Here is a 21896-nt window from a genome sequence, read left to right on the forward strand (position 1 = left end):
GGAATTCCAGGAATTCTACCAGAGCGAGAATAAAATTTCGCCGCGGGATTTAAAACGGAATTCCATCTATGGATTTGCAGGCAGAATTCTACTACAAAAATTTTAAACCACAAGCGCGGTATCTTTCATTGCGCGCTTCGAAAACCGGCAAGCCGCAGGTAGAATTCCGCTATGAGATTTCTGATCAGAATTTCTCGGTAAAATTTCACTATGGAATTTAGACTGGAATTCTAAGGCAAAACCTCGATATAAAATTTTAATCAGAATTTCAAGACGGCATTTCAAAACAAAATTTCGCGATTTAAATTTAACTCAAGACAAAATCCCACGATTTAAAATTTCACGCCGATTGATGAGTTGCTTTGTCGCGCCGCTACTTCACCTGCGCGCTGAAAATTTGCGTGATGCTGGGGATTTGCTCGCCCGCAACGTCAAATTCCGCCGTTTTGATCTGTACGCTGTAGAGCGAGCTAAGCGCGGTTTCGGTTAAAATTTCGTTGCTTGCGCCGTAGTTGTAGCTAAGATCATTTCGCAAGATCAGTGTGCGATCGGCGACTGCGAGGGCATGGTTAGGCTGGTGGGTGGTAAAAACTATGCTCGCATCGCTATTTGAGCGCAGATTCGCGATGAGGCTTAGCACGCGGTCTTGGTTTTTGATATCAAGCGCGCTTGCAGGCTCGTCCAAAAACAGCACGTCGCTGCCGCTAGCTAGGGCTCTAGCAAAGAGCACGAGCTGCCTCTGCCCGCCGCTAAGGGCGTTAAAGCTGCGCTTTTGCAGATGGGCGACGCCTAGCGTATCCAGAGCGTCAAGGCAGATTTGAATATCCTTTTTGCCCGGTTTTGAAAAGAGCGAGATCTCGCGTACCCGCCCCATCAGTACGATGTCAAGCACGCTGTAATCAAATGCGACGTTAAAGCTTTGAGGCAAGAAAGCAAATTTTGCCTTGCGCACGATCTCGCCTTCTTTAGGCTGCAAAATCCCCATCATACACGACATTAGCGTGCTTTTACCTTGCCCGTTTAAGCCCAAAATCGCTAATGTTTGAGAGCTGGCAAGCTCGAAGTTTAAGTTGCGAAAGCAGAATTTTTCCGCCTCGTAGTAAAAGCCAGCATTTTTTACCTCAATTAGATTTTGCATTTTTGGCACTCCTTTTTAGAAGTAGGGCAAAGATCGGGCTTCCGATGAGAGCGGATAGAATTCCTAAAGGAATTTCGGCGCTACTTAGCGAGCGAGATAGATCGTCGATTGCCAGCATAAAGATCGCTCCTGCGATGAAGCAGGCAGGCATTAGCTTCACGTGGTCGCTGCCTGCGATGAGCCTGGTGGCGTGCGGCACTACAAGACCTACCCAGCCGATATTTCCGCTGACGCTAACTTGTACGGCGATCAGAGCAGTGCAAAGCGCTAGGATCGTGCAGCGCAGAAACTTAACATCCACGCCTAGCACGCGCAAATCATCATCATTTAGACTGAGTAGATTAAACCGCCATCTCAGCGCGATTAAGACTGCAGAAGCGGGCAGGGCGATCGCGCACATCAAAATTACTTTATCATATCCTGCGCTTACGAAGCTTCCTAGTAGCCAAAAAACGATATTAGGCAGTACTTCCTCATCGTCTGCCAGATACTGCACCAAGCTCGTAAGTGCGGCAAATACGCCGTTAATGACTATACCTGCTAAAATGAGTGAAAAAATATCAGCGCGTGCTACGAATTTTGCCAAAAGATAGAGTAAAAATAGCGCCGCAAGTCCGAAGCAAAATGCAAAACCCGCAAGCCATAAGCCGCTCAATCCTAGCAAGATACAAAGCGCGCCGCCGAATGCTGCTGCGGTGCTAACGCCTACGATGTGCGGGCCAACGAGCGGGTTTTTAAATACCGCCTGTAAGCTCAAACCCGCGATAGCAAGCGCTCCACCGCAAAGGCTGGAGAGTAGAATGCGCGGAATTCTAACATCCAGCATCACACTTTTGGCGGCTTCATCGCCACCTCCGCTAAAGAGAATTTTAAAAATTTCTTCTAGTGGGATATGAAACTGCCCGCTAGCGAGCGAGATTAGCGCCAGCACTACCCAAAAAAGAAGTAGGATTAGGTTCAGCATTATTTTTGATATTTGACGCGGTAAAATTTCTCGTAGAATTCCTCTACTTTTTTATCAAAGTTTGCGTCCTTAAAATTTTGCGGATAAAGTTTCATCGCAAGCCATTCCTCACCAAGCGCCATCGCTTCAGCAGTCGGATGCCCCCAGGCTTTAACGAATTCAGGCATTAGATAAATTCTATCCTCTTTCACGGCGCTAAGACCTTTTAGCGCAGGGTTCGCCTTAAGTTCGGCAGGTACTTGAGGATAGCGATTTTGTACTAAGATAATCTGCGGATTCCATGCTAAAATTTGCTCCGGCGAAACCTGTTTGTAGCCCTTTATATCTGCAGCGGCGACGTTTGTCGCACCCGCTCTTGCTAGCATTACGCCAGTATATTTGCCACTACCGTAGGTCGTAAGATCGGGATTCGCCATATAAACTCTAGGTCTTTTATCTACGATAAAATTGCTAAATTTGGCATTTAAATCAGCTTGTGATTTTTTAACGAAATCTATTAGTTCAGCGGCATCCTTTTCGTGATTGCTTAGTTCGCCTAGAATTTTAACCCCCTCATAAAAGCCCTCATCGTAAGCAGCGAAGCTATCGCGCTCACCTTTAAAGGTCGGATTTAGCTTAGCTTTTTCCTCTTGTGCAGAGCTGAAAAATGAAATACCTACGACTGGGATTTTCAACTCCTCCATTTTAGCGATATATTCTTTAGGGAAGTAGTTGACCACTACGACCGCATCGGGCTTTAGACTAAGCAGAGCTTCGTAATTGACATCTTTGATATCGCCCGGATTAGGTAGGTTTTTAAAACTTGGTGCCAAACGATTATACTCTTTGCCTAGGCGCTGCTCCCAGCTTTTTAGGATGCCTACGACCTTATCTTGGGCGTTGATTTCGTTTAAGACATTGAGCGCTTCGTGGTGTAGCACGACGATGCGATTTACTTGATCCGGGATCGTGACCTTGCGGCCGAGCTGATCGGTAATCGTGCGATCTGCAAAAGTCAGGCTAGCGCAAAGCGCTGCGCCAAGAAGGATTGAGTGAAGTTTAAGCATTTTTTCTCCTTGAAAATTCCGCGAAAATATGCGGGATTAGAATAGCGGAATTATAGCCGATCGGCATAAAATCTAGATAAATTTTTATATAAATTATTTCATTTTTTCGTGGGGAATTTCAGATGCTTTCGTAGGGCAAAATTTTGTGATTTTACGCAGAATTTTGCTATAAAAATTTTTGCCCTTCTTCTCTAGGCTAATCGGATACTGCCCGATGCCCAGCGATACCGCAAATAGCAGGACCCAGAGCAGCAGCAGGGCGGAAAATTTCATTTATAGCTCGTGCGGTAGAATTTTTGATAAAATTCCTCCACTTTTTTGTTAAATTCCGCTTCGTCAAAGTGCTTCGGATAGAGCTTCATCGCTAGCCACCACTCGCCAAGCGCCATGGCTTCGGCGGTCGGATAGCCCCACGCTTTGGCATATTCGGGTATCATGTAAATTTTATCCCCTTTGACCGCGCTTAAATTTGCAAGCTGCGGGTTGGATTTGAGCTCGGCCGGCACCTGCGGGTAGCGATCCTGCACGAAGATCATCTGCGGCGCCCACGCTAAAATTTGCTCCGGCGAAACCTGCTTGTAGCCTTTGATACTATCCGCTGCGACGTTTTGCGCGCCTGCGCGCATAAACATTATGCCCGTGTATTTGCCGCTGCCGTAGGTCGTAAGATCGGGATTTGCCATGTAAATTTTAGGTCTTTTATCGACGATGAAGTCGCTAAATTTAGCCTTTAGCTGCTCTTACGAGGTTTTGACGAAGCTTATGAGCTCGGCGGCCTCTTTTTCACGGTTTGCGACCTTGCCAAGAAGCTCGATCCCGTCGTAAAAGCCCTCGGTGTAGGCGGCTTCGTCGTCTTTGAAGGTCGGATTTAGCTTGCCCTTATCGGCAGCGTCGCTGCGCTGAAAGCTAACGGCGACGACTGGGATTTTGAGCTCCGTCATTTTGTCGATGTATTCTTGCGGGATGTAGTTCGTGACGATCACGACGCCCGGCTTTAGCAAAGCACCGCCTCGTAGTTGATGACCTTCAGATCGCCAGGTGTGGGCATATCTTTGAGGCTCGGCGCTAGGCGGATGTAGTTTTTGCCGAGCGACTTTTCCCACGACTCCTGCACGCCGACGACCTTATCCAGCGCGTTTAGCTCGTTGAGCGCGTTTAGGCTTTGGTGCTGAAGCACGACTATGCGCTTAACCTGATCAGGCAGCGTGACGTCGCGACCTAGCTGATCAGTTACGACGCGATCTGCAAAAAGCGAACTCGCGCACAGCGCAAGAGCTAGCGCGAAAGAGTGAGGCTTACTCATTTTCTATCCTTTAATTTAGATTATATACTTCTTAATACGCCCGATTTGCGCGCTTTTTAGGCGGTTACGTTTAGAAAATATACTTTGAAATATTATAGATTTTTAATGATAAATTTTAGGTAAAAGATGAAATTTTAAAGTAGGGCAAATTTAAAAATTTACATCGTGCGCATGGGCTTCGCGTAGAATTTCGCGGTGCGATATGGAATTTGTGAAGCAAATTTGTAAAATTTCAAGCGCTCGCGCGTAATTTTAGATTGGATTTTATGATCTATTTTGCAGGCGTCGTCCATAAATTTTTATTCCAAAGCTCCGCGCCCGAAATTCCTTTAATCCTAATCCAGGCGATAAGTTCTAAAATTTCAGATAAAAGGATTATCGTGAGTACAATGTACGCTGCGGTTGCGCTACTCATTTCCGGTAGTTTAATAAACGAATTGATGATTTCTACAAGCACTAAAGATATAAAATATAACCACGCGTAAGCATAAAAAATTTTACTCTTAGTGGCTTCTCCTAAGTAGCAATATACTATTGCCGGTGCTATGGTGCCGATAATCTTAAACGCTGTAATCGTTACATACCAAATGGTAACAAATTGCGTCTCTTTAATTTCCATAGAGTGATTAAGTCCTATAGCCATAGCCGCTAAAATGCAATAGAATGCCTCCACGAAAGAACCGCCTCGCTCGTGTAAGGTATAATCTAGAGTCTCCAAGCTCACAATATTATTATTCATAGAGTATGGTAAAAGCGAAATAAATACGATAGTCCAAAGCACTCGGGCGATAAAGTTAATTAAATACGCCCTAAAGACCTTACTATCAGAGATACCCGAGATCATTTTGGTCGCGGAGAGCTTAAAGACCATCGAAGTAAAAATCACGGCGACGATTGCGGCTGCGGCGGCAAAAAATCCTCTCATCGTAATGTCGCGCAAAAACTCGCAACAAGCCCAAATGATCAGATAACAGCAGATCGATAAAACGCTAGAGGCTATGCCGCGAAATTTTATGGCGTCTAAAGTGTTGCGCTTCATTTTTTGCCTTTGGATTTTAAAATTTATGGCGAAGATTATACATGCCTGGTTTTGAAATTTAGATAAATTTAGAAACTGCGTATTGCTAAATTTTGAAATTCGCATCGAGCGCAAGAAAAAATTTGCTAAGAGCAATACAAGGGGAGGGCGTAAGTAAAATTTCAATGGAATTAATCTATTTTGCCTAAAAGATTAAATTCTAAAAGAGGGCAAATCAGGAATCTGCGAGTAAGCAGGGCAATTTAGCTTTTGCGCTAGTTAAATTATGAAATTTTTATTTTATCCCGCACAATGTGTCTATATCTAGAACAATTGACTTTAAATTTAAAAGCTAAATGGAACGATAAGTAAGGCAGAATATAAAACCTAATGATAGAAAATTTACATTTAATCTTTTGGGTTCTTTAGACGATATACGATAATTAGTGTTGAAAAGCGCCAAAATCCCCATAGTTTTAGATATTTTATATTGAAAACTATAATTTTCAAGTAAAAATCTAATACAAAATTCACGCATAATTATATGAATAATTTCATGTATTTTTAACGCATTTGTTGTTTTTATTAATGGTTTTTATTAGAAGAATTTTTACATAAATCTATTTTCTATATTTGATAATTTGACGCGACTTCAAATAAAATCAGCAAGACGATGTGCTTTCTGCAAGAATTAAAATAGATAAATATCTGAATTGGGCAAAAATGAAGTTTTTGAAGTTTTCTTATGCACGGAGTTTAAATTCGAAATATGGGAAGTTATTGCCCCTAGAAAATGCCCTCTTTTATTCAATAACCAGGCGCATTAGATACATATCCTCGCCGTCGATTACGCTGATTTCGGAGCTTTTGCAGCGCGGACAAGAAAAATCGTTCTGCGTCAAATCTCCGCTAAAACCGCAGTTTTTGCATTTTACGACGATTTCTTGGGTATGGATGATGAGATCCGCATTTTCGCAGACGGTGCCTGTACGAAAGACTTCGTAGCAGTTTTGCAAGTAATGTGCTTCTACGCCGCTTAGTCGCCCTATTTTTACGTGCAGCTCCCTTATCTGTGGACTTTTCGAACCAAATGCATCGTAAGACGCCTGTGGTTTCGCATCTAAATTTTTATAAAAATCGCCGTTTTTGTCGTTCGAGTCCATATTCGCAATGCCCGTATTTTCGGTATTCTTAGTGTCTATGCCGGTATTTGCGAAATCCGTATTTTCATTGGCAGTATCGGCGATGTCGCAGCTATTTTTACCGCCCTGCTCGGCCGCGCCTTTTTTCTTCGCTTTTTCGGCGTTTAACGCCTTTTCACATAGCGCCACAAGATCCGCTACGATCGATAGTTCATGCATTTTTTCCTCTAAATTTTACGGCCGCGCCGTATTATTCTATACGAAATTTTGTTGTAAATTTAAAAACGTGCTCTGAAATTTAGGCTTAAATTTGCCGAATTTGCACGCAAATTTAACAAATCCTCGGCAGCAGCTCGCCTTTCGGAAGCTCCAAAAATCGCTGCGATCCGTAGGCATTTTGCAAAATCACTCGCCCTTTTGCCACATACGGAACTTGAAATTGCCCCGCCCTATTTTCTGATACTGTGCCCGCGTCGCTCGCACCCACAGATCCATCATGTGTACTAGGTCTAGGCGTCAAAGCGCCCTTAAATTCGCCTTTGTCGTGTCCTACTTCGCGTACCTCGCCGATGATTGCGGCATTTGCGTCAAATTCGCGCAGTATCTCAAGCGCCCTATCTGCCTCGGCACCATCTTCTACGATCGCTACGAAAGTGCCTTCGTTTGCAAGCTCGTATGGCTCAAAGCCCAGTAGCTCGCACACGCCAACTACTTCGTTGCTGATTTTGATATCCTCTTCACGCACTAAAAATTCAAGCCCGCTAGAGCTTGCAAATTCGTTCAAAACCGCGCTGAGCCCGCCGCGCGTCGCATCTCGCATCGCTTGGATCTTTACGCCTTGCAAGATCAGCTTTTCGACCGCAGCGCAAAGCGGTTTGCAGTCGCTTTGTAGCTCGCTGCTTAGCGCGATCTCGTCGCGCGCCGCGAGTATCACCGCCCCGTGCCGCCCGATGTCGCCGCTAAGAAGGATTTTTGCGCCCGCTTTGATGTTTTGAACGCGCGCAGGTCGCAAAACACGGCCGATGCCGCTAGTGTTGATGAAAATTTTATCGCATTTGCCGCGCGGCACGACCTTCGTATCTCCGCAAACGATACGAACGCCGCAGCTTCGCGCGGTGCTCGCCATCGAGTCCAGGATGCGTCGCAGCTCGCTTAAGCTAAGCCCCTCCTCGATGATGAGTGCGCAGCTTAAAAACAGCGGCTTGGCGCCCACCATCGCAAGGTCGTTGACGGTGCCGCAAACGGCGATCTTGCCGATGTCGCCGCCATTAAAAAATAGCGGTGTGACGACGAAACTATCGGTGCTGAAAGCCAGCTCGCCGCCGAAACTAGCCGCCGAATTCAAAGCAGAGTTCGCCGCGCGATCAAAACCCGCCCTGGCGTCTAAATTTAAATCGTCTAAATTTAAATTTAGTATCGCGCTGTCGTTGTTCGCGCGTAAAATTTCATTATCAAACGCCGCAAAGATCGTCTCGTTGATGAGCCTATTCATCTCCTCGCCGCCGCCGCCGTGGCTTAAAAGTATAGTTTCGTTCAAATTTTTCCTTTTCACTCGGTTTTAAATTTATAAGCCCGTATTCCGCAGCCGAACAAGCCGTGCCGCTACGGCGCCGCGCAAAATTTTAAAGCAAATTTAGTGCAACGTTTTTCTTCGATTAAAATTTTAAAGTACGACTTATTTTTAAAATTTACGCTCTGCGATACCGCGCGCAAAATTTAGCCCGCGTTTTTGACGTCGCCGTATTTATAGTACGCCGCGCATGCGCCTTCGCTTGAGACCATGCACGATCCTATCGGGTTTTGCGGCGTGCAGTGCTTGCCGAAAACCTTGCAATCATAGGGGCTTTTTTTGCCGCGCAAAATTTCGCCGCAGATACAGGCCTTGCTCTCGGGAGCGCTCTGTACGCTGCAATCAAACTGCACCCTGGCATCCAGCGCCGCGTACTGCGGGCGTAACTTCATGCCACTTTTTGGAATTTCGCCGAGCCCTCTCCACGAAAAATCATAAATTTCAAAATATTTATCTATTAAATTTTGCGCTTTTTGGTTGCCGTCCTCTTTTACGACGCGCTCGTATTCGTTAAAAACCTCGTAGGTGCCGGCGTTTTGCTGCTCCACCAAATTTAACACGCCCGCCATTATATCAAGCGGCTCAAATCCGCTTACGGCGATCGGTTTTTTGTAATCCCGCGCAATGCTCTCGTAGGCTTTCGCGCCGGTGATCACACTTACGTGGCTAGGCCCCAAAAACGCGTCTATTTGCACGTCTGCGTCGTCTAAGATCGCTCGCACGGGCGCGGGCACCGTGACGTGGTTGATATGAAAAAAGAGATTTTTTAGCCCCAAGCTTAGCGCCTTATCGATCAGCACGGCGCTCATCGGCGTCGTCGTCTCAAAGCCGATCGCAAAAAATATCACCGTTTTTTGCGGATTTTCCTGCGCGATCTTTATGCAATCAAGCGGGCTATAAAGCGCTCTGATGTCGTGCCCCTCGCTGCGCAGCTTCTGTAAGCTTGTGCGAGAGCCAGGAACCCGCAGCATGTCTGCTAGAGTGCAAAAAATACTCTGCGGCATCGCGGCGAGCTTGATCGCCTCGTCGATGCGACTGCGCGGCATCACGCACACCGGACAGCCGGGGCCGTGGATAAATTTGATATTTTCGCCGACCAGACTCGGAAGGCCGAATTTCATGATCGAGTGCGTGTGCCCGCCGCAAATCTCCATAATGTTTAACGGCTTTTTGCTTTTAGAAATTATCAGCTTGCTAAGCGCTAAAATCAGCTCCTTATCCCTAAAATCCTTGATTAGATCCATTATTTACCTTAAATTTTACGGGTTTGCAAGCCGTTTTAATTCTCTGTGCCGGCTCTCGGCTCTATGCTTTCATACACCAAGCCCTCTTCCGCCTTCATCTGCTTTGCGATCTGCTCGTAAATTTCGATACTCTCCTTCGCTCGCTGCGTATCGATCTTCTCCATCGCAAAGCCCACGTGGATCAGCACGTACTCCCCGACTTCCGCGGGCTCGGGAAGCAGATCCAAGCTCACGCCGCGGCGCACGCCCAGAGTCTCCACAGTCGCGAAATTATTTTCGTCGATCGAGATGATTTTTGAAGGGATTGAAAGGCACATTAACGAAATTCCTTCTTGTATTGTAGGAATTTCAGCCATTTCTCCACGCCCTCTCCGCTTTTACTATCAAGAGCGATGACATCGGCTTTCGGATTGAGCTTGTGCACTTCGCGCACCACCACCTCCATATCGAAGTCAAAATGCGGTAGCAGCGCGGTTTTAGTGATTACGACGCAGTCTGCGCGGCGAAATATCACCGGATATTTTGCGATTTTATCGCTACCCTCGGGCACGCTTAGAAGCACTACGTTCAGGTGCGCGCCTACGTCAAATGCCGCAGGGCAGACGAGGTTTCCGACGTTTTCTATGAAAACTAGATCCAAGCCTTTCGTATCGATGTGATGAAGCCCCTCGTGAACCATAAAGGCATCCAGATGGCAGGTCTCGCCGGTGCTGATCTGATGGGCCTGCGCGCCCGCTTTTATGATGCGATCGGCGTCGCGGTTGGTTTCCAGATCGCCCTCAATGACGCCGATTTTAAATTTGCCGCTTTTGATAGTCGCCTCAAGTAGCGTCGTCTTGCCGCTACCGGGGCTCGACATCAAATTTAAGCATAAAATTTTATCCTCGTCAAAATGGGCTCTGTTGTGAGCGGCCTCCTCGTCGTTGGCGCTTAAAATTTTACTCATCACCTCGATCGTCTTGGCGTCGCTAATAGCGACATTTGCGTGGACGTGATCGTGCGCGTCGTGCTCATGATCGATCCCCGCCTCGTGCATATGAGCGTGGGAGTGGACGGTGCCGTCCGCGTGGGTGTGGAGATGCTCGTGCGAATGAGCGTCATGAGTATGGCCTACTGAACAGCCACAATCTTTACACATTTTTTATCCTTGGAAAATAAATTTTGCGCGTAAAATACCACGTTTTTGCTTTAAATGGCGTAAATTTGATAAATTTTATATCGAAGTGCGGAATTTTATGAAATTTAATGAGGCTTGAAATTTACGCGCTTCGGTTTTATCTAAATTTCATACGTTGTTTGCGAAGGCTCGACGCAAAATTTTAAAGCTCGCGAGCAAAGCGCTGCTTTAAATTTAATCGCCTACTCGCAGATTGCAGAGCCGTACGCCGTAAATTTAGATATCGTAGCTCACAACGGCTCAAAATAAACTAAAGATCGCCGCAGATAGGGGCGCGAAATTCAGGGCTTGCGAGCGGATTTTATCCCGGTGTTCTACAATCTCGCGCGTGCTCTCTCCGGCGTGCCGAACATCGTCGCGGCAGCCGTTTTCATATCGATTTTAAGCTAACTCGGGCTTTACAAATACGGCATGAAAATGCGGCTCCTTATAAAATTTAGTCGCTAGCTGTACCGATCTCGCGCCAGTGCGTAAATTTCAACCCGCGACAAGAGCGCTTTTGATTAAAATTTATAAAATTTCGCGCTTTCGTTTGCCGCGTAAATTTAAACAAATTTTATTTGCACGCCTTGCGCAGCCGCGCCGCCCGAATTCTCCACTCGATCGAGAATCGCGCTTCGTAACCTGCAAAAAGTCGCGCCGCAGCTGCGTTTAAATTTAAAGGCGCATAAATTTAGCGCGACGCGCTGTTTTCAAAAACATGCAAAAGCCCTACGCTTCGGTGATAACCGCCTTTACGAGCTTGGAAAATTTCACCCCTTTTAGCGCGCCGATTTTGGCGCTGAGCCGCTCGATCTTTGAAATTTTATCTCGCATCGTGATCTCCTCGAAACAGTGGCGCTCGTCGATGTGGAAGTGGCTAGTACTGACGATGGTGACGTTTGCGTGGTGCTCGATCTCTACGAGCTGCTCGATCAGATCGCTTTGGTGATGATCGTAAGCGATGCAAAGCACGCCCACGCAGTCATCCTCGCCATCTCCATGAAGCACGCCCTCGACCATCTTTTCCCGGATCAGATCGCGGATAAACTCGCTGCGGCTTAGGTACTGCTTGGCGCGCACCATCTCATCGAGATCCTCAAAAAGCTTCGTCGGCAGCGAAATGCTAAATCTTACGGCGCCCTCTTTTTCCTCTTTTTTCATAGTGTCCCCCTATTTCGCGTATTTTGAATGTAATTTTACCGAAATTCCGCTCAAATAGTAAGAATTTTGCGCTAATTTGGCTTATTCTTTAAAATTTAAAGCTCCAAGGCACCGCGCTTATTTTGAAATTTTGCTCGCAGTTTCGCGTTGTATTTTAGTACTAGCGCGATGAAATTTACCGGTGCTACGTTATTTTAAATTCTACCGCGAGCTTGCGTCCAAATTTTAAGAGTCAGGCGCTAAATAGCGTCTTAGCTTGGGATTTGCGCAGTATCTAGCCACGCGCCGCGGTAGAATTTTACATCGATTGCCATAGCAGTGCGCCGTAATGCTATGGCAGACAACGGCGCGCCGTTAAATTTTAAAATTTTAACATTTCGGTTGCGACATATAAAGACAAGCAAGGCGTAAATTTGTTCGCTGATTTTGCGATTTTAGAAAAGCTAGCCGCGGTGGATTTTACCACCCGTAGCGTTAGAAATTTACGCAAAGCGCAGGCAGGGCACAGAGCCATCAAATTTAGCGGCGAGATGAGACTAATAAATTTCATAAAGAGCGAGCTTAACGGCTATAATTGCGTTTTTTGTGGACGAGCTTAGCGCGAAATTTCGCTTAGATACGCCGCGAGCTGTCCGTAGGCGATGCCGCTGTCGTTACAAGGAACGGCGCGGTTTAGATGGAATTTTATCCCTCGCTCGCGCAGCTTCGCGCACGTAAGATTTAGAAGCGTGGCGTTTTGAAAGACCCCGCCGCTTAGCGCAACCTCGAGCCCGAAGCCCTCCGCAAACTCCGCGATAAAGTTTGCGATGGCGTTTATAAATTTCGTCGCGGCCAAGTGCGGCTCATCGCGCAAAGCCTGCAAAAACGCCTCTTTGTAATCGATCACGTAGCATTCGTCTTCAAAGCTCGGCGCGCAAGCTCTATTCTGCGGGGATTGATCGGCGCTAGAAGCATTTTTGCTTTTAGAATTTATTAAATTTAGGGCAGATGCTTGGTTTATAGAATTTGCGGCGGAGCTTTCATTCTTTTTGCCACTGCCTTCGGCGATGTTTTGAGCCGCTAGTCTAAGCTCATTTTTACTCGCCGCATCGTCCGCAAGCTCTTTAAAATCGCCTCGCAGTTCGCAGCTGTTTTTGGCGTCGCTATTATTTTGCACATTCAAACCGCCCTGCCCCGCTTTGCGCTGTGTTTCGTGCCGCAAATCATCGGCGCTTCGTTGCTGTGAAGCAAAACGCGCCGCGTTTTGGATAAAATTTTCGCCCGCTTTTTTCAGCCTAAATTTATAGCTCTGCTCGCAGCCCCGGGTATAGAGGTTTTCTAGCCGCATGCCGGCCTCGCCGTCGAAGCTTACGGCTCGTAGATCGCAAATAACCGCTGCAAACGCGTCGAATAGCCGCCCTAGCGAGCTTGAACGGACGGCACGCGGCGCGATTTTTTCTAAATTTGCTACTTCGCTCGCGCTAAATTTTGCCAAAAACTCGCGCGCGGCGTCCTTTGCGTTAAATTTAAACACGAGAGTAAGCGCAAGTTTGTAGATGTTTTTTATCGCATTCTCGCCGCCGATAAGCGCGATCTCGTCAAATTTTGCGACGCGTCGGTAGCCGCGCGGATCAAAGATCATCACCTCGCCGCCCCAGATCGTGCCGTCCGTACCGTAGCCGGTGCCGTCAAAGCAAAAGCCGAGGTATTTTTTGCCGCTGCTTAGCAGCTCATTTTGCGCCAGATTCGACACCAGATGCGCGAAATGGTGCTGGTAGCGCACCACTGGGTATCCGCGCTGCTCGAAAAATCGCGTATGCGAAAACTGCGGGTGCAGATCCGCGATGACGGCGTCGAATTTCAGCTCGTAGGCGCGCACGAACATATCCAAAAGCGCGAAAAATCGCTCATTCGTGGCGACGTTTTTAAGATCGCCGATGTAGGGCGAGATGAAAATTTGCCCGTCTTTGTAGATCGCAAACTGGTTCTTAAGCTCCGCCCCGAGCGCCAGGAAAGTGCCTTTGAGCCGGAATTTGCTAGGGAAAATTTTTGGATTCATTCCGCGAGATGTTCGCAAAAACAGCGCGTGATCTAAAGCGTCCGCTTCGGCGGAAAGATTTGTGTAGCTCGCCAAATTTGCGCTACTTGTCGGTTTTGCGACATTTGCGAAATTTACGGGGCTTGTGAAATTTGCTTCGTTTGCTAAATTTGCGATACCTGCGGCGCAGGCGGATTTCGTTTCGCAAACAGGTTTCGCTTCGGCGACGAAATTTGCGTCATTTTGGTTTTTTAGAGGCGCTAATTTTGTGCCGTCGCAGCTAGTTTTGGAAGTAAAATTTACGACGTCGCAATTTGTATCCGTATCGGAAGGTCTTTGCGAGCTCTCAAAATTTAGCCCATCCGTGGAATTTCCATTAAAATTTTGCGGCGCGATAAGGGTTTGTGCGGTCGCAGAATTAGTCACAAAATTCTGCGCTAGGATGGAATTTTGCGCGGAGTTTTTCATCTCGGTGCAGGTCGGAAGCGGCGCGGAAATTTTGCTTAAACTGCGAGTCGTTTTTGAAGCAGGCGCCGAAGCTCGCGCTTCAAACTGCGGTAAAAAGGCGATACTATCGTCACTCGGCGTTAAAATTTCGCGGTCGTTATCCAGGTAAAACGAGATGACGCCGCCCAGCTTCTCGCGCAACTCCTCGGCGTTAAAAATAATCGGCTCGCCGCTGATATTGGCGCTTGTGGCTACGATCGGGCGATCAAAGTATTCAAAAAGCAGCAGATGCACGCCAGTGTTGGCTAGGAAAATGCCGATTTTATTAAGGTTCGGCGCCACGCTTTGAGCGATAAAAATCGTACTTGCCCCAAAAATCGCCGAAAAGCTTGCGGGCAAACGCACGAAATCGCCCTCGCTATCGGAATGGGCGCCGCGCGCGTCCGTCGTATGCAGCTGAGTTAATGATGAGCCTTGCGAATTTAAGGTCTGTTGCAAACCAGACTCGTACGCAGCGCATTGTGAGTTTCTGTTATCAGCTGCAAGCTGTAAATTTGGCTCGTTAATTGTTTGCCGCGGTTCCAGCTCGCCTGCTACTTGCAGCAAGCTCGAATTCGCATCCGTGCTCTGTAGGTTCGCATTTGCAGCATGTCGCAAGCCCTGCATATTCGCCGAATTTTGCGAAATAGACTCGTCCGTTGCAAGCCAAGAATCAGGCTTCTTCGCCGCACATTGCGAGTCTTGGCTATCCGCTGCGTGTAAATTTAACTCATTAGCTGTATGTCGCAGCTTTAGCTCGCCTTCTGCTTGCGGCGAGTTAAAATTTTTAGCCGCGTACTGCGAACCAGACCCATTCGATACGCGTCCTAGCTCGTTTTCTGCGCTCCGCGAGCCGCCCGCAACCGACGCATCGCAGGTGAAATTACGGCGCGCCGTTTTGCTAAAAATTTGTGCACTATGCAACCCGCCCTGCTCCGCGCAAACTCCAATATTTTGCGTGCTAAAATTTTGCGCCGCGCAATTGCGTAAATTTTGTAGCGCAGAGCCCTGCCCTTGCGCCGATTCTTCTTGCTCACCCGCAAATTTCGGCGATATAGGATTTTTGCTTTGCGCCTTTAAATTTTGCGTGCCGAAATCCGCCGCAAAGCCCGCCTCTGTGCGCCAAACAAACTCGCGCTTTTTTAAAATCACGATCGGCTTGACGTTACAGTCTATCAGCGCCTCTTCCTCCGTGCTTAGGTTCGCTGCGCGCCCCGCCTGCGCCGCATCGCGACACATGATCGCAAAGGGCTTGCTCGGACGCTTTTTAAGCGTTCGCAGCATGCGTACCGCGCGCTCGTTCGTCGCATCGCAAACGATATGAAAGCCGCCCATCCCCTTGATCGCGCCGATCTGTCCGCGCCACAAAAGCTCCGCCGTGCGCGCTATCGCATCCTCGCCGCTTGATAAAATTTCGCCGCCTGTGCCGCATAAAAACAGCTGCGGGCCGCAGTGCGGGCAGGAGATCGGCTCGGCGTGATAGCGGCGCGTGAGCGGGTCCGTGTATTCGCTGCGGCAAAACTCGCACATCTCAAACGCTCTCATCGTGGTATTTGCGCGGTCATACGGCAGTGCGGCGATGATGCTAAGGCGCGGGCCGCAATCGGTGCAGTTGATAAAAGGATAGTGAAAGCGTGGATTTTGCGGGTCGTAAAACTCTTTTTTGCACTGATCGCAGATCGCAAAATCGGGCAAAATCGGGTTAAATTTACGTCCCTCCTTGGACTGCGTGATCTTAAAATCAGTAAAATATTGCGTATTTAGATCGGTGCGGATAATTTTATCGATACGACAAAGCGGCGGCGCTTCACTGCGAAGGCGCTGCTCGAAAATTTTTAAAATTTCTTCTTCGCGCGGATCTTGCTCGGCGCTTTGCGGATTGCGTTTAAAGCCCTGTAAATCCCCCTTCGCGCTTTGCAAGTCGCGCTTAGTATTTTGCAAGTCTTGCAACGATTCATTCTGCGACATACCGCGCTGCTGCGACGAATTTTGCACGATGAAATTTTGATCCGACGAAGCTGGCAAAATGGAGCCCTGCTCGTTTAGATCGGTCTCGAATAAGTTTGGTAAAAATTTCTCGCTCGCTGCGGCTTGCAAATCATCCGTCAAATCAGACACACCAGCTAAACCATTCGCCAAATCGCGCGGCAAGCCGACCGAATCATTTGGCAAGCTCGGTGTGCTCTGTGTCGAAAAGAAACTCTCGTTTAAATTTGAACTTGCAAAATTTCGTGACAAACTTACGGTTTCGCTCAAATTTAGCTCATCTAAATTTAAAAGGGCGGAATTTTTATCAATCGAGCCTTTTTGCGGCTCGGAAAGATCTGCACAAACGATGATTTTAACGCCCTCGCCGTCGTTATAAACTTCGCCTTTTAGCCCCAAATCCACGGCGAGTTTATAGACGAACGGGCGAAACCCGACCCCCTGCACTGCTCCGAAAACCTCAAATTTAGCCGCTTTCATGTATGTGCTTTCATAAATTGCGCGGTGCAGGAGCTGTTTTGCAAGCAAGTTGCGCTCGCAGCGGGCGGGTAAAACGTACCGGGCGCCTCAAAATATGCTCTAAATTTAATAAAATTTGATCCTTCACGCCCGCGTCCTTTGCCGCTTTTTTGAAATTTCGCGTGGTCTCGTTTGCGCTAAGCTTAGCCCGTATGGCGCGGCTATCGGCGCCGCAATGTCCGCGCAACTCGCTATTTTGCGGATAAGACTTAGGAGTTTTGCCAAAAATTCGCATATATGCCCAATCTAGCGAGCTTGAAGTGCGAAGCTGTCGCTAAAGCTCGCGTCAAAATTTTTGCAAAGCTTAAGCATTAAATCCGCAAATTTGCGCCCGCCAAACATCGCGCCGCCGAAGATCAAAACGTCAGAATCCTCTTTTCGCTCATCTGCCAGATCGTTTAAAAAGTAGCCCAAACTATCGAAAAATCCGAACGCAAACAGCTTTTCATTGGCGCCTGCGAGCGCATAGCTCATCGCCGAGCGCAAAATTTTATCCGCTTGCACGCAGCCGCGCTCGTCCGTGCAAAAATCAAGCCGCACCCCTTTGCCGCCCGCAAAATCCTCCGCAGCCGCGATCAAAAACGCCGCATCGCGCCCCCAGATAAGCTGCGCGGCGACGCTAAAGATGCCGTAAAATCCCGCATTTGCGCTTTTTAAAATTTCATCGATTTTCGCGGCATCTACATTAAATTTGGCGCTGAAATTTTCAAGCAGCTTAGCGCCCGTTTCGTCGGCGCAAATTTGCGCCTTAAGCTCGTCAAAACTGCGCGGCAGATCAAATTTAAGCAGAATTTTTTTGGAGCTTTCGCTATAAATTGCGATCTCATCGTCCGCGCCCACGCCCAAAAAGCAGCGCAAAACCCGTTTTTTAGGATCATCTAAAAGCCCCTTTTCGCGGCACGTAAGCGCAAAAAGAGCGGAGTTTTTGTCCTTTGAGTTTTTCAGATAAGAGCTTGCGGCGTCGCTTAAAAAGTCCTCGTTTTGCACGATCAAAAAGCCGTTTTGCAGCGGCGCGACCTTAAAAATTTTATCTTTCTGCGCTGCGCTTTCGCATTTTGCGCTTAAAAAATAGATCCCGTCGCTTGCCAAAGCACGTCCCAGCGCAAACACGAATATGTCGCCCGCAAGCTTTACGTCAAAAAATTTAGGCGCGTCCTCGTGATTTTTTCTAAAGATCGCATTGGTTTTTAGGCTTATGAGCGGCTTTTCGAAGGCTGCGAGCGCGATTTTGCTCTTTTCGTCGCTCACAAAAATCCCATCCAGCGCGCCCACTCCTGCAGCTATCAGAAAATCGGCGCTAAAATCCACGTCCGCCTTGAGCGTGAAAGTTGCGCCACCGCGCTTAATCTGCACCTGCTGAGCATGAAATAAGTTTATGCGGCAAAACTCTAGTAAGCCAGCAAAATTATCTCTGCTTACCGCTTCAAATTTTTCCTCATGAAGCACGTTAGCGTCGCTTATTATTTCGAATTCGTTTTGAGACGGCTCGGAGTGAGCGAGGTATTCCTTCATCACTCGCGGAGTGAAGTTATTAAATTTAGCGGTGTTATGGGCGTTTGAAATTTCATCCTCTAAAAATTTGCTTAAATCGCCCGAGGAGGTATCTTCAAACGTGCCGTTAAATTTCAGCGCTTTCGCTTCGGCGCTGCCCTCGTCCACCACGCGCACGGAGGATTTTGCCAAAAATATGGAGTTTGGGATCAGCGGCATCGCCTCGTCGCTAAATTTTAAAATTTCATCCTCGCCGCCGCGCACGAAAAGGCTTATTAGGCTCGCCTCTTTTTTCAGGCAAAACTCAAGTGCGCTTTTGCGAGCATAAAACAGCAAAAAGTGCGCTATTAGCGCGTTTTCATTAAGGTAGTTAAACTCATATGCTACTATCATCTCGCCCCCTTTTTGCAAATCGATCCGCGATGTCTTGGGCGCTGAGATCGGCGATTTTTTCATGCGCGAAGCCAAGATCCGATAGGTGCTTAAGCGCCATTTTTTCCATGATTTTTGAGGACTCTAATATCACAGAGCTTAGCTTAAAGCTCGCCTCTTCGATGCGCCGCGGCACGACCGCTAGAATTTTAACGTGAGGCAGATCGCCGCAAAGATCCATCATCTGCAGGGTTTGAAGCATTTCGACCTCGTGTGCCGAACCGCTCCAGCTGATCTGCTTAGGCATCGCGTCGTAGTCGAAAAAATACACCTCGCCGCCCTTTGCGCCGTCCGCGTCTATACAATCTACGAGCAAAATTTCATCAAATTCCGCCATCGTAGGCATCAAAAAGCTAGCCAGAGTCCCGCCGTCGATAAATCGGATCTGATCCGCGCTACTGCTCGGCGCGGATGAATTTACGGCGACAAAGTCCGCATTGATAGAGCTTTGCACTACGGAATTTATGACGGAATTTTGCGAAGTAAAATTTGAAGCGCAATTCTGCTTTGTGGAATGTTCTGGAGTAGAATTTCGGTCTAAATTTACTGCTGCGAAATTTTGCTCGGAGATAAAATTTTCATCCGCAAAATTTTGCAAGGGGTCGCGCTCTATGGAATTTTGCGAGGTAAAATTTTGTATCGCAGATACTTGGGCGGAATTTTGCATAAAATTCTGCGCCGTTAAATTCTCGCCCGCCATAGAATTTCGCGCGCTAGCTTTAGGATAAAATTTATAGTTCTGCGCGAGCGCGCGGACGAAGTGCACGCCTATGCCCTCGTCCGCGTAGATGACATTGCCGATACCCAGTACCAGCATCCTCAAGCGTGCTCTTCCTTTTTAAATTTATAGCCGCTTACGATCGCATCCATCGCGCCGTCTCTGCCCTTAACGGCGTTAAAGACCGCCATATAGACGTGGATCGGCACGAAGATTATGATGATATTCATGCAAAGATGATGTATCATTCGCACTTCGCTTAGACCGCCCATCGCAGCCTCCAGCGGGCGCAAGAGCCCGTATAGCGCGCCGCCGAGCCCCTCGTGATAGACGTGCACGTATAATATCATACCCGTTAGGCAGATTACGAACAGCACTAGATAAAAGCCCAGATAAGAGATGAACTGCAATGGGTTATAAACGCCGCGAAGATGCGGGTGCTCGCCCAAAAAGATATAGTATTTGATCTGAGCGATCCAGACGCGCGGGCTAAAAAAATCCTTGATACTCAAAAGCTCTTTTCTGCTCTTTTTATCGAAGAAGAAAAGATAGGTTTTAAAGATCGCCGCACCGATCATCGCAAAGCCGAAGATCAGATGCACGAATCTAAATTTAGCCTGCATGAAAAGCACCGGCTCGGGACTCACCTCGGGCGCGGTGAAAACAAAGGCGATGTAATATCCAGTGATCACCAAAAGCGTAATGCAAAGCGCGCGCAGCCAGTGCGTGAGCCTAAGACCGATGGAGAATTCGTATTCCGCAAATCTTTTTTTCATCGTTTATCCTTTGCTGGGATCTACCCTATAGCAGCCAAGCTCCGCTCCTTTAGCGTCCATTACGTGCACGGCGCAAGCGATGCAAGGATCGTAAGAGTGGATGCGGCGGATGATCTCTAGCGGCTTGGAAAGATCGGCAAGCTTAAGTCCGATCAAGCAGGATTCGTAAGCGCCCATAGCGCCGTCTTTATCCTTCGGTGTGGCGTTCCAAGTAGAAGGTACGACCGCCTGCCAGTTTTTGATGACGCCCTTTTCGATCCTGCACCAGTGGCTAAGCGCGCCGCGCGGCACGTGACCGATATAGCGACCTTTGTACTCTTTTGAGTTATCGATTACATATTTTGCGCAGGTTTCGGTATCGCCGCTTTTGATGTTTGCGATTAAATTTTCTAGTGCGATCAGTCCGTTGTCGGCAACGACTTTAGCCTCGATCATACGGCACGCCGTTCGTCCAAGCGTCGAAAATACCGCTTCAAGCGGCAAGCCGGTATCTTTTAGGAATTGATCCACAACCTTTACTACGCGCTCGTTTTTCTTTGCGTAATTTACCACGATATTTGCAAGCGGTCCTACCTGAAGCGGCTTGCCGTCGTATCGCGGAGCCTTAATCCAGGTGTATTTACCCTGGGTATCGAGCACCTTCGTATGCGCTTCTTTGCCGTGCGCGTCGATGCTCTGTCCGTCCTTAAGGCCCGTATAATTCGGCTCTTGCTCGCCGTCGTAAGGATGAAGCGCCGCATCGTTTTTATACCACGCATGCGTTGCCTCCTCGGTGATCTTGTTTTCATCCAACTCCAAAACCTTGCTAATATCGCCGTCGAGTATCATGCCGCTTTGAAATAGCCATTCGTTCTTTGAAAGCTGAAATTCTTGGTGAGTCCATAAATTTGCCACGCCGATATCGTTTAGCACGCTAGGCTCGTTGCCGTAAGCCTTCGCAGCCATTACGAGATCAGGATAGTAGGCGCGATTTACGAAGTCCGCGACCTCTTTAAATTTAGACATATATTCACCCAGTCTTGCAGGGCTTAGGATATCCATTACGCAGGTTACGCCGCCTACGGTGAGGCTTTGCGGATGAGGCTGTTTCGCACCGAATATCGCCATCATCTGAGCCGCCGTGCGCTGAATGCGTAAACACTCAAGATAGTGTGAAAGAGCGATTAAATTTTGCTCCGGACTAAGTTTATATGTTGGGTGGCCGAAGTAGGCATTAGCGAAAGGTCCCAAAGCGCCTTTCTTAACAAAAGCGCCCACGCGATCTTGCACCTCTTTTAGTTTATCCGCACCGCACGCATAAGGGGTATCGCAATATTTAAACGCCTCCTCGCTAGCCTTTTTAGGATCGGCGCTAAGCGCGCTTACTACGTCTACGAAATCAAGCCCGTGGAGTTGATAAAAATGCACCGGATGATCGTGTAAAAATAGCGCGTTAGCCATCAACGTGCGCGTTAGCAAGGCATTTAGCGGCGGAGTGATACCGAGGGCGTTTTCTACCGCGACGATGCCCGCTTTGTAATGCGAGAAGGTGCAGACGCCGCAAATTCTTTGCATAAAAAATCCCGCGTCGCGAGGATCTCTGTTTTTTACTATGGTCTCAAGCCCGCGCCATAGCGTCGAGCTACTATAAGCCTCGCGGACGACGTTTTCATCATCCACTACGACCTCTATTCTTAAATGTCCCTCTATTCTGGTTATCGGATCTATTACGATTCTTTGCGACATG

General features: G+C 47.9%; 19 protein-coding genes and 2 pseudogenes. 1 reads left to right on the plus strand and 20 read right to left on the minus strand.

Going from position 1 to position 21896, the window contains the following annotated elements; all coding sequences use genetic code 11:
- Positions 1-373: 373 nt before the first annotated feature.
- From Q0600_RS01820 to nikR, 14 genes are all read right to left on the minus strand, one after another.
- Positions 374-1138 carry an ABC transporter ATP-binding protein gene (locus Q0600_RS01820; RefSeq protein WP_298756251.1) on the minus strand — a complete coding sequence of 255 codons (765 nt, stop codon included), beginning with the start codon at positions 1136-1138 and terminating at the stop codon, positions 374-376.
- Positions 1122-2102 carry an iron ABC transporter permease gene (locus Q0600_RS01825; protein ID WP_177388354.1) on the minus strand — a complete coding sequence of 327 codons (981 nt, stop codon included), beginning with the start codon at positions 2100-2102 and terminating at the stop codon, positions 1122-1124. The genes Q0600_RS01820 and Q0600_RS01825 overlap by 17 nt, the downstream gene beginning before the upstream one ends.
- The gene (locus tag Q0600_RS01830) at positions 2102-3148 is read right to left on the minus strand and encodes an ABC transporter substrate-binding protein (RefSeq protein ID WP_298756254.1); all 1047 of its coding nucleotides are present in this window, start codon (positions 3146-3148) and stop codon (positions 2102-2104) included. Before Q0600_RS01830 ends, Q0600_RS01825 begins: the two co-directional genes overlap by 1 nt.
- A 93-nt stretch (positions 3149-3241) precedes the next feature.
- Positions 3242-3421, minus strand: coding sequence for a hypothetical protein (locus Q0600_RS01835; protein WP_298756257.1), 180 nt, complete (start codon positions 3419-3421; stop codon positions 3242-3244).
- Positions 3418-3831 (minus strand): ABC transporter substrate-binding protein, encoded by a 414-nt coding sequence (locus tag Q0600_RS10535; protein WP_366517531.1) that lies wholly within the window; start codon positions 3829-3831, stop codon positions 3418-3420. Before Q0600_RS10535 ends, Q0600_RS01835 begins: the two co-directional genes overlap by 4 nt.
- 57 nt (positions 3832-3888) lie before the next feature.
- On the minus strand, positions 3889-4149 hold the full coding sequence (locus Q0600_RS10540; RefSeq protein ID WP_366517532.1) for a hypothetical protein: 261 nt from the start codon (positions 4147-4149) through the stop codon (positions 3889-3891).
- Positions 4143-4451 carry a hypothetical protein gene (locus Q0600_RS01845; RefSeq protein WP_298756260.1) on the minus strand — a complete coding sequence of 103 codons (309 nt, stop codon included), beginning with the start codon at positions 4449-4451 and terminating at the stop codon, positions 4143-4145. The genes Q0600_RS10540 and Q0600_RS01845 overlap by 7 nt, the downstream gene beginning before the upstream one ends.
- Before the next feature lie 271 nt (positions 4452-4722).
- On the minus strand, positions 4723-5490 hold the full coding sequence (locus tag Q0600_RS01850) for a hypothetical protein (RefSeq protein ID WP_298756263.1): 768 nt from the start codon (positions 5488-5490) through the stop codon (positions 4723-4725).
- Between the two features lie 782 nt (positions 5491-6272).
- Complete coding sequence (locus tag Q0600_RS01855; protein ID WP_298756266.1) at positions 6273-6830, minus strand: hydrogenase maturation nickel metallochaperone HypA; 558 nt, start codon at positions 6828-6830, stop codon at positions 6273-6275.
- Positions 6831-6942: 112 nt separating this feature from the next.
- Positions 6943-8148, minus strand: coding sequence for a hydrogenase expression/formation protein HypE (hypE, locus tag Q0600_RS01860; protein ID WP_298756269.1), 1206 nt, complete (start codon positions 8146-8148; stop codon positions 6943-6945).
- Positions 8149-8327: 179 nt separating this feature from the next.
- Positions 8328-9425, minus strand: coding sequence for a hydrogenase formation protein HypD (gene hypD / locus Q0600_RS01865; protein ID WP_298756271.1), 1098 nt, complete (start codon positions 9423-9425; stop codon positions 8328-8330).
- Positions 9426-9460: 35 nt separating this feature from the next.
- Entirely contained in the window at positions 9461-9742 is a 282-nt protein-coding gene (locus tag Q0600_RS01870; protein ID WP_298756274.1) for a HypC/HybG/HupF family hydrogenase formation chaperone, read from the minus strand.
- Positions 9742-10563, minus strand: a complete 822-nt coding sequence (gene hypB, locus Q0600_RS01875; protein ID WP_298756277.1) for a hydrogenase nickel incorporation protein HypB — start codon at positions 10561-10563, stop codon at positions 9742-9744. The genes Q0600_RS01870 and hypB overlap by 1 nt, the downstream gene beginning before the upstream one ends.
- Positions 10564-11313: 750 nt before the next feature.
- Positions 11314-11745, minus strand: a complete 432-nt coding sequence (nikR, locus tag Q0600_RS01880; protein ID WP_297988291.1) for a nickel-responsive transcriptional regulator NikR — start codon at positions 11743-11745, stop codon at positions 11314-11316.
- A 413-nt stretch (positions 11746-12158) separates the two neighbouring features.
- On the opposite strand from nikR, the gene Q0600_RS01885 reads away from it, so the two are divergent.
- A complete protein-coding gene (locus Q0600_RS01885; protein ID WP_298756280.1) occupies positions 12159-12344 on the plus strand; it encodes a hypothetical protein in 186 nt (61 codons plus the stop codon).
- A 1130-nt stretch (positions 12345-13474) separates the two neighbouring features.
- On the opposite strand, the pseudogene Q0600_RS01890 reads toward Q0600_RS01885, so the two are convergent.
- The 6 genes and pseudogenes from Q0600_RS01890 to Q0600_RS01915 all read right to left on the minus strand — a co-directional run.
- A pseudogene (locus Q0600_RS01890) lies at positions 13475-16714 on the minus strand (Sua5/YciO/YrdC/YwlC family protein); the annotation flags it as partial.
- 285 nt (positions 16715-16999) lie between these two features.
- Complete coding sequence (locus Q0600_RS01895) at positions 17000-18637, minus strand: hypothetical protein (protein ID WP_298756283.1); 1638 nt, start codon at positions 18635-18637, stop codon at positions 17000-17002.
- Positions 18621-19376, minus strand: a complete 756-nt coding sequence (locus Q0600_RS01900; protein WP_366517533.1) for a hydrogenase maturation protease — start codon at positions 19374-19376, stop codon at positions 18621-18623. The genes Q0600_RS01895 and Q0600_RS01900 overlap by 17 nt, the downstream gene beginning before the upstream one ends.
- Before the next feature lie 27 nt (positions 19377-19403).
- Positions 19404-19499, minus strand: a pseudogene (locus Q0600_RS01905) (hydrogenase expression/formation protein); the annotation flags it as partial.
- Positions 19496-20170, minus strand: coding sequence for a Ni/Fe-hydrogenase, b-type cytochrome subunit (cybH, locus tag Q0600_RS01910; RefSeq protein ID WP_297879865.1), 675 nt, complete (start codon positions 20168-20170; stop codon positions 19496-19498). The pseudogene Q0600_RS01905 and the gene cybH, both read right to left, overlap by 4 nt.
- Before the next feature lie 3 nt (positions 20171-20173).
- The gene (locus Q0600_RS01915; RefSeq protein WP_298756286.1) at positions 20174-21895 is read right to left on the minus strand and encodes a nickel-dependent hydrogenase large subunit; all 1722 of its coding nucleotides are present in this window, start codon (positions 21893-21895) and stop codon (positions 20174-20176) included.
- Between the last annotated feature and the right edge of the window lies 1 nt (position 21896).

Origin of the sequence: uncultured Campylobacter sp. (assembly GCF_938041645.1) — a bacterium.
Classification (GTDB): Bacteria; Campylobacterota; Campylobacteria; order Campylobacterales; family Campylobacteraceae; genus Campylobacter_B.

What these genes read in the sequence shown, in the direction of transcription:
- Q0600_RS01845 (WP_298756260.1), bottom strand. Translation starts at nt 4,451, where the DNA reads ATGAGTAAGCCTCACTCTTTCGCGCTAGCTCTTGCGCTGTGCGCGAGT.
- hypD (WP_298756271.1), bottom strand. Translation starts at nt 9,425, where the DNA reads ATGGATCTAATCAAGGATTTTAGGGATAAGGAGCTGATTTTAGCGCTT.
- Q0600_RS01900 (WP_366517533.1), bottom strand. Translation starts at nt 19,376, where the DNA reads ATGGCGGGCGAGAATTTAACGGCGCAGAATTTTATGCAAAATTCCGCC.
- Q0600_RS01825 (WP_177388354.1), bottom strand. Translation starts at nt 2,102, where the DNA reads ATGCTGAACCTAATCCTACTTCTTTTTTGGGTAGTGCTGGCGCTAATC.
- Q0600_RS01915 (WP_298756286.1), bottom strand. Translation starts at nt 21,895, where the DNA reads ATGTCGCAAAGAATCGTAATAGATCCGATAACCAGAATAGAGGGACAT.
- Q0600_RS01855 (WP_298756266.1), bottom strand. Translation starts at nt 6,830, where the DNA reads ATGCATGAACTATCGATCGTAGCGGATCTTGTGGCGCTATGTGAAAAG.
- Q0600_RS01850 (WP_298756263.1), bottom strand. Translation starts at nt 5,490, where the DNA reads ATGAAGCGCAACACTTTAGACGCCATAAAATTTCGCGGCATAGCCTCT.
- Q0600_RS01820 (WP_298756251.1), bottom strand. Translation starts at nt 1,138, where the DNA reads ATGCAAAATCTAATTGAGGTAAAAAATGCTGGCTTTTACTACGAGGCG.
- hypB (WP_298756277.1), bottom strand. Translation starts at nt 10,563, where the DNA reads ATGTGTAAAGATTGTGGCTGTTCAGTAGGCCATACTCATGACGCTCAT.
- Q0600_RS01895 (WP_298756283.1), bottom strand. Translation starts at nt 18,637, where the DNA reads ATGATAGTAGCATATGAGTTTAACTACCTTAATGAAAACGCGCTAATA.
- Q0600_RS01835 (WP_298756257.1), bottom strand. Translation starts at nt 3,421, where the DNA reads ATGAAATTTTCCGCCCTGCTGCTGCTCTGGGTCCTGCTATTTGCGGTA.
- nikR (WP_297988291.1), bottom strand. Translation starts at nt 11,745, where the DNA reads ATGAAAAAAGAGGAAAAAGAGGGCGCCGTAAGATTTAGCATTTCGCTG.
- Q0600_RS01870 (WP_298756274.1), bottom strand. Translation starts at nt 9,742, where the DNA reads ATGTGCCTTTCAATCCCTTCAAAAATCATCTCGATCGACGAAAATAAT.
- Q0600_RS10535 (WP_366517531.1), bottom strand. Translation starts at nt 3,831, where the DNA reads ATGGCAAATCCCGATCTTACGACCTACGGCAGCGGCAAATACACGGGC.
- Q0600_RS01830 (WP_298756254.1), bottom strand. Translation starts at nt 3,148, where the DNA reads ATGCTTAAACTTCACTCAATCCTTCTTGGCGCAGCGCTTTGCGCTAGC.
- cybH (WP_297879865.1), bottom strand. Translation starts at nt 20,170, where the DNA reads ATGAAAAAAAGATTTGCGGAATACGAATTCTCCATCGGTCTTAGGCTC.